The 5,493-nt window shown below is 58.7% G+C and carries 6 protein-coding genes; all 6 read right to left on the bottom strand.

From position 1 onward, the window contains the following. Window positions 1–805, bottom strand: an 805-nt coding sequence (locus VL003_RS11905; protein WP_325442755.1) for an MBL fold metallo-hydrolase, incomplete at its 3' end; no start/stop codon positions are given. Continuing rightward, window positions 802–1,743: an alpha/beta hydrolase gene (locus tag VL003_RS11900; RefSeq protein WP_325442753.1), complete on the bottom strand. Its 942-nt coding sequence runs from the start codon at window positions 1,741–1,743 to the stop codon at window positions 802–804. The genes VL003_RS11905 and VL003_RS11900, both read right to left, overlap by 4 nt. Before the next feature lies 1 nt (window position 1,744). Then, the gene (locus VL003_RS11895) at window positions 1,745–2,863 is read right to left on the bottom strand and encodes an FAD-dependent oxidoreductase (RefSeq protein WP_325442751.1); all 1,119 of its coding nucleotides are present in this window, start codon (window positions 2,861–2,863) and stop codon (window positions 1,745–1,747) included. A gap of 27 nt (window positions 2,864–2,890) precedes the next feature. Then, the gene (locus VL003_RS11890; RefSeq protein ID WP_325442749.1) at window positions 2,891–3,868 is read right to left on the bottom strand and encodes a phosphotriesterase family protein; all 978 of its coding nucleotides are present in this window, start codon (window positions 3,866–3,868) and stop codon (window positions 2,891–2,893) included. Beyond that, window positions 3,865–4,926 carry a phosphotriesterase family protein gene (locus tag VL003_RS11885; protein ID WP_325442747.1) on the bottom strand — a complete coding sequence of 354 codons (1,062 nt, stop codon included), beginning with the start codon at window positions 4,924–4,926 and terminating at the stop codon, window positions 3,865–3,867. The genes VL003_RS11890 and VL003_RS11885 overlap by 4 nt, the downstream gene beginning before the upstream one ends. Before the next feature lie 138 nt (window positions 4,927–5,064). Further along, the coding region (locus VL003_RS11880; RefSeq protein ID WP_325442745.1) for a GntR family transcriptional regulator at window positions 5,065–5,493 on the bottom strand (429 nt) is incomplete at its 5' end.

Genomic DNA, 5,493 nt, shown 5'->3' with positions numbered 1-5,493 from the left:
CGTCCGCCGCGTCAAGGCCAAGTGTTTCGGTAGAAGCGCGAACCTTGGCTTCGATGTCAAGGCTTTCCTGAATTTTTTCGGCAGCCTGTTCGCGGTCAAGGACCACACCCAGCGATTCGGCGCCCTGGCTGCGATACGGGTGGCCCAGATACAGGCGTTTCGGTTTGACGTGGTCGCGAAGGTGCAGCAGGCTGGCCCGGTACGCGTCGGGGTCGGCGTAGCTTGGGAACCCGTTGGCGGCACCGTGAATCTGAACCGCATCGCCCACCAGCACATCACCCTGCCCTTCGACCTCGTACGCTACCGAGCCGGCTGTGTGGCCCGGCACCGAATGCACCGCAATGGTTACATCGGGCCCAAGCGATATTGAGTCGCCATGGTGAACAATCAGGTCGGGTTCCATTTCGCCCGAAATGGCAGATTGACATACTGCCGTCAACTTGGCTTCCCCCTGGGGGTCGTTAATATATCGACCTCGCGCGGCAAGGTACTCGTCCACATGGGTGCGTCGTGCACGCAAGAACGGTGCATCTGCTTCGTGTATAACGACTTTGGCTTTACGGCCGGTAAGTTCCCACAAAGCATGGGCGCCGCCCATGTGGTCAATATGCCCATGGGTAAGCAGGATCCAGCGCACGTCTTCAATGTGTCGACCCAACTGCTTCAGCGCGGGTGCAATGCCGTCGGCAGGGGACGAGGCAATGCCCGTATCCACGATTGCGGGTTCGCTCCCATCGATGAAGAAACTGTAAAGACCAAACCTCCCCCACTGAGAAAACAAGGGGTGGATGCTGACGGTACTCATCGTTGAGCGCTCTTCAGGAAGTCAGCGGTTTCAGCGAACACACCTTGAAACTCGGGCAGCCAGGAAAAATGCTGCACGAAACCGTGACCGGCGGACTGATAGCGTCGAATCGTTGCGGGCACCCCGGCCAGGATCAGATTTCGACCATACTGCTCGGCTTCGTCACGAAGCGGATCGCACTCGGCCGTAACAATAAGCGCCGGGGGCAGGCCCGACAGGTCTTCTCGCTTTATCGGCGATACGAGCGGGTCGGCAGGGTCGGCGCCGCTATTGATATAAAACGCGTTGAACGGTTTCAGCAACGCCGTCTCCAGCCCATTACCCACTGCGTTGGTCTTTAGCGACTCATAGCGCTCAACATCGAAGTCAAGGTCAAGCGAGGGGTAATAAAGAATCTGGTGCGTGATGCTTTTCAGGCCGGCGTCGAGCGCCATGGCCGCTACCGCAGCCGCCAAATTACCGCCCGAACTGTCGCCTGCCACGGCAAAGGATTGTCCGTTCCAGCCAATACCGCTGTTCGGGTCGCGACCGTTCTTTGCTATCCACTCAACAACGGCGTAGCAGTCGTTCAGGCCGGCCGGAAAAGCGTGCTCAGGTGCGCGCCGGTAATCCACCGAAACCACCACGCATTGCGCAGCGTCTGTTAACGCGCGCGCAATATGATCATGTGTGTTGAGGCTGCCAAGAAAGAACGCACCGCCGTGAAAGTACACGACCACCGGGTGGCTGCCGGCAGCTGTCGGTTTGTAGATACGCACGGGAATATCGCCGAACGAAGTCGGTATAGATTTGTCGGACACCGAGTGCACCAGCAGGCGTTTTTCCACCGGAGGAACCTGGCTCTCTTCCCCTTCGCGCATAGCGACGGGGTTTAGCGGGCCCGGCGGCGGCGCAGGCATCGACGCGATGAACTGAGCTATGGTTGGGTGCAGTGCCATATCAGCTCCGTGCCCCGATTTCGCCCTGATGCTGGTTGGGGAAAACGGTTTGTATTTCGTCTTCGCTCCAACCCTGACGCGATAGGCGCTGCAGCTCGTCGGTGACCGGCTTGCGCTCGGCCTGGTATTGCGCCAGTGCTTCGGGAATAGAATCAGCTTTTTTGAGTGCATCGGCAAGAGAGCCGGCATCAAGAACCGCCGAGTTCGCGCCCTGGCCCTGATGGTGCAACATTGCATGGGCCGCATCGCCAATAAGCACCACCGAGTCGCTGTGCCAATTTGGAACCGGGTCAATGTCGTACACGGCACGCAAATTCACCAGTCCGGATTCGAGCCCTTTGGTAATGGTCACGAGCCGCTCGTCAAATCCGGCCACTACTTTAAGCAGCCGCTCTTTGTCGAAAGCGGGTACCGGGGTGGGGTCGGCAGCAAGACACGTAACGTCGAACGAGACTTCGTTGCGATGATGCAGCGGCAGCAAGTACACCTTGGTGCCGTGCCCCATATACATACGAAGGTTGCCGTCCTGAACCAAACCGAATGTATCAGCCGCCGGTATGACCGCGCGATAGGCGTGCTCGCCGGCAAATACCGGAGGTTTGTCGCTGAACAAATGCCTGCGCACCTGCGAGCGAATGCCGTCGGCACCAACGACCAAGTCGGCGTGGATGGTGACGCCGTTTTCAAACTCGACAGTGGCGCCGTCTCCGTTGTCGGTAATGTTGCTTAGGCGATGGTTAAGCTTGACCATGCCTTTGGGCAGCACACCCAGCAAGGCGTCGATGAAGTCACATCGATGCACGAAATGGGTGCTGATTCCAAAGGCTTCTTTTTCGGGCCATTCTTCCATCGCGATGCGATGGCCGGTTGCAGTCAGTATTTCAAAGTAGTCGCTTGACGTTGTCACTGCGGCGATCTCGTCAAAGACTTCCAGCTTTCGGAACTGATCCATGGTGGACGGACGCAGACCGATTCCGGCCCCCACCTCTTTGACCTCTTGCGCTTGCTCGTAAACCGTAACGGTGGCGCCCAGCTGATTCAGGGCTAGTGCGGCAGTGGCACCCGCGTAGCCGGCGCCAATAACGGCAATGTTCAGGTTTTTCAAAGTATCTGGTCTCATGGTTCTACTTCTCAGTATTGGGTGGTGTTACTGATGGGGATACGGCGTCAAGGTCAGGAAATCGGCCGTGTTATGAACGAACAGCTCATCGATTACCGAGTCGTCGATGCCGGCCTTGTGCAGGTCGGGTATAAGCTGCTCGAAAAGGTAGTTCACGGTATGGCCTTTGACTCCCGGCCAACCCAGCGGCGAACAATTGGCATCTGCCGAGGCCAGAACCTGTTTGACCAGGCCGCTGTTCAGGAATCGAAGAAAGTGGTCCAGACGCTCTTGACGGGCGCGCCCCCAGAATGGCGGGTCGGGCAGCTCCAGGTCATATCCGAACGTGTCGAAGCCGATGCGGCCTCCGGCGGCCAAAATGGCTTTCTCGTTGATCTTGCCCTGGCTGACACCGTCGTCGGCATGGCCGAACAGCACACGGTGGCAAGGCAGGCCCTCCTCGTCAAAAATCTTCAGGGCCGGTTCGGAATCGACGGCGAGGTGGGTGAATATGGGTGCGCCGGTAATTCTGGATGCGCGCGCTGCCGCACGGTAAATACGCAGGTCGAGGTCTTTCATTTTGAAGCCTCGGCTCACACCTACTTTAATGATTCCCGCCTTTGCGCCGGTGTCACCGATACCCACGGTAATCTCATGCACAAACTGGTCGGTCAGGTACTCGACGCTGGCGCGCTCAAAGAATGGCAGGGCTGTGTCGCCGCCGACAAAGCCGGTGCTGGCAATAATGTGCACCCCGGTTTTGTCCGACAACGATTTGTAGTAATCAATATCGCGGCCGTTGCAGATGCCGGTGGCTTCTACAAAGGTTGCTGCGCCCCATGGCTTGGTGTTCTCGTGGAACTTGCGCAACTTTGGCACGGTTTCTTCATATCGTTGTTCCGGTGTTTTCCACCAGCGGCTGTCAAGCTCGCAGCCGGGCATGCCATAGCCGATATGCTCATGCACCGCCACGAAACCCAGTTCCGAAGCCGAGACCGTGCCAAGCACTGTGTTCACGCGTGTCATTTCACTTCCCCGCTGATGCTCAGCAACTGCGCTGTGTTGGTCACGAGCATTTGTTCGATGTGTTCCTGGTGCACGCCTGCCGCCTGAAGCATGGGCACGAAACTGGTCAGCACATTGCTAAAAGGCAGGTCGTGGCCGGCTTCGCCAAAGGCCACTCCGGTGGCGCTGGACGACAGAATGATTCGATCTGCGTAGCCCGCGTGGATGAGCTCGCTGAGCAACGCCACTCGCTCGGAATCATTGAGGTAAAGCGGGTCGTTCGAGCCGATGTGGTCAATACCCACGCGGGCGCCTGCGCGGGCCACGGCCGCTGGCCAACCTTTGGCGACGGCTTCCCGACGGTCGATGCCCCCCACCACAATGCGTTCCGGCTCAAGCGATTCGTCAATAGCCAATTGCATCTCGGCCAGCGCATCGGATCCGTATCGGATGAACACCGGCGCCCCGTAGGTTGCGCCGGCACGGGCTGCACCCCGCACCAAGCTGCCATCAGTGGGCGTCATGCCGCTGACGGTAACCGCCGTGGTGATCAACCCGGCCCGAGCACGGCGCTCGAAGCGCGGCACGACCATACCTTCGTTTACTTCTCGTCCGAACAGCTCCGCAAATTTTTGTGCAGGCCACGGCGCGGGCGGGTTGGTTTGCGGCGTTAGAAAGTAGCCGCCCAACATGGCCTCGGGCCCTTGGCCGGTGGAGGCCACAATATGAACGCCGGTGGCACGAGACAACGCTTCGTACAAACGCAGGTCGCGCCCCTGGAACATGCCGGTGGCATCGACAATGCTGCCGCCGCCTGCCGCTTTGAACTGCGTTAGCTTGGCTGCCAGCGTATCGAAGACTTCGGCGCGGTCGATCTTTATGTCGTAGGCGTACTGCGCCCCGGGCAACACGTACAGAAGCGATTCGCTGACGAGCGTGACGCCCAACTGTCTGGCGTCGACCGGACCAAGCACCGTGTTGACCGACGGAACATTTACGCCTCGGTCGGCGGGCTTGTCGAGAAAAAGTGAAGTAAAGGGCGGTGTGGGCTCGATGCCTTTGCTGTGTCTAACACACATGCCTGCCCCTTCTGGGCGCCGGCATGCAATGCAAGCCTTCGGCGATAGAAACGATGATTTCGCTCAAGAGAGGTCTCCTGCTACTTGGGTCTTATGTACTAATGTTATACCAAAGTATGAGACAAAAAAATTTTACTGTCAACGATTCAGGCCGAAGGCGTACTTGAAGTCGTCAGCGCGATGCACGGCTCGCCGCCAGCCCCCCGGCTGCCCGTCGTGCGTAAACATGGTTGTAACCGTCACCAGAACAGGCGCACCCACTTTGACCTCAAGCGCTTCTGCTTCTTCTTTGCTGGCGCCCGAAGCCCAGATGTGCTGTTCACCGCGCGTGAATGTCAGGCCAAGGGCTTGCTCGATCAGCGCAAACACCGTGCCGGTACGCTCGAGCTCTTGAACGCTGGGAAGAAAATCGGGCGGCGTGCAAAGATAGGTGCGGGTCCAGGCCAGGGGTGAGCCATTGACGGATATGGTTCGCTGCAGGTAAAGCACCTTATCGGGCGATTCGAGACCAAGCGCCTCGACAACATCACCAGGCGCTTCAACCCTTGCCACGCCTGAAACACGCGA

The organism is Pusillimonas sp. (assembly GCF_035515275.1).
GTDB lineage: Bacteria > Pseudomonadota > Gammaproteobacteria > Burkholderiales > Burkholderiaceae_B > Pusillimonas.
This window is presented reverse-complemented; position numbering and strand designations above follow the sequence as displayed.

What these genes read in the sequence shown, in the direction of transcription:
- VL003_RS11900 (WP_325442753.1), bottom strand. Translation starts at nt 1,743, where the DNA reads ATGGCACTGCACCCAACCATAGCTCAGTTCATCGCGTCGATGCCTGCG.
- VL003_RS11885 (WP_325442747.1), bottom strand. Translation starts at nt 4,926, where the DNA reads ATGTGTGTTAGACACAGCAAAGGCATCGAGCCCACACCGCCCTTTACT.
- VL003_RS11890 (WP_325442749.1), bottom strand. Translation starts at nt 3,868, where the DNA reads ATGACACGCGTGAACACAGTGCTTGGCACGGTCTCGGCTTCGGAACTG.
- VL003_RS11895 (WP_325442751.1), bottom strand. Translation starts at nt 2,863, where the DNA reads ATGAGACCAGATACTTTGAAAAACCTGAACATTGCCGTTATTGGCGCC.